At 48.1% G+C, this 243-nt stretch carries 1 protein-coding gene; it reads right to left on the bottom strand.

Features of this window, described 5'->3' with window-relative positions; translation table 11 throughout:
• Positions 1-175: 175 nt before the first annotated feature.
• On the bottom strand, positions 176-243 hold a 68-nt coding region (gene ysdE, locus KI356_RS28950), incomplete at its 5' end, for a hypothetical protein (protein WP_212736912.1).

Raw genomic sequence — 243 nt, 5'->3', positions numbered from 1 at the left:
CATTGTTGCAGCACTGCAACTGCTTGATGCTGTTCTGAAATACCTGAAGTAATTCAGATTCAAGTCGCACCAAAGGGGAGCGGGAAACCGCTCCCCTTTTATATTTAGCGTGCGGGTTGGTGTCGGATGCGATGCTGACGCATCTTATCCGCCCTACCATCTCTCCCGGCAACATTTATTGCCGCTTTTGTTTACATATTCTGCCGCTAAACAATTCCCCATTCCTGGCGTATATCTGGCTAA

The organism is Bacillus hominis (assembly GCF_018332515.1).
GTDB classification, from domain to species: Bacteria; Bacillota; Bacilli; order Bacillales; family Bacillaceae_G; genus Bacillus_A; species Bacillus_A hominis.
Note: the sequence above shows the minus strand (reverse complement) of the source record. Positions and strands in the feature narration are given on the sequence as shown.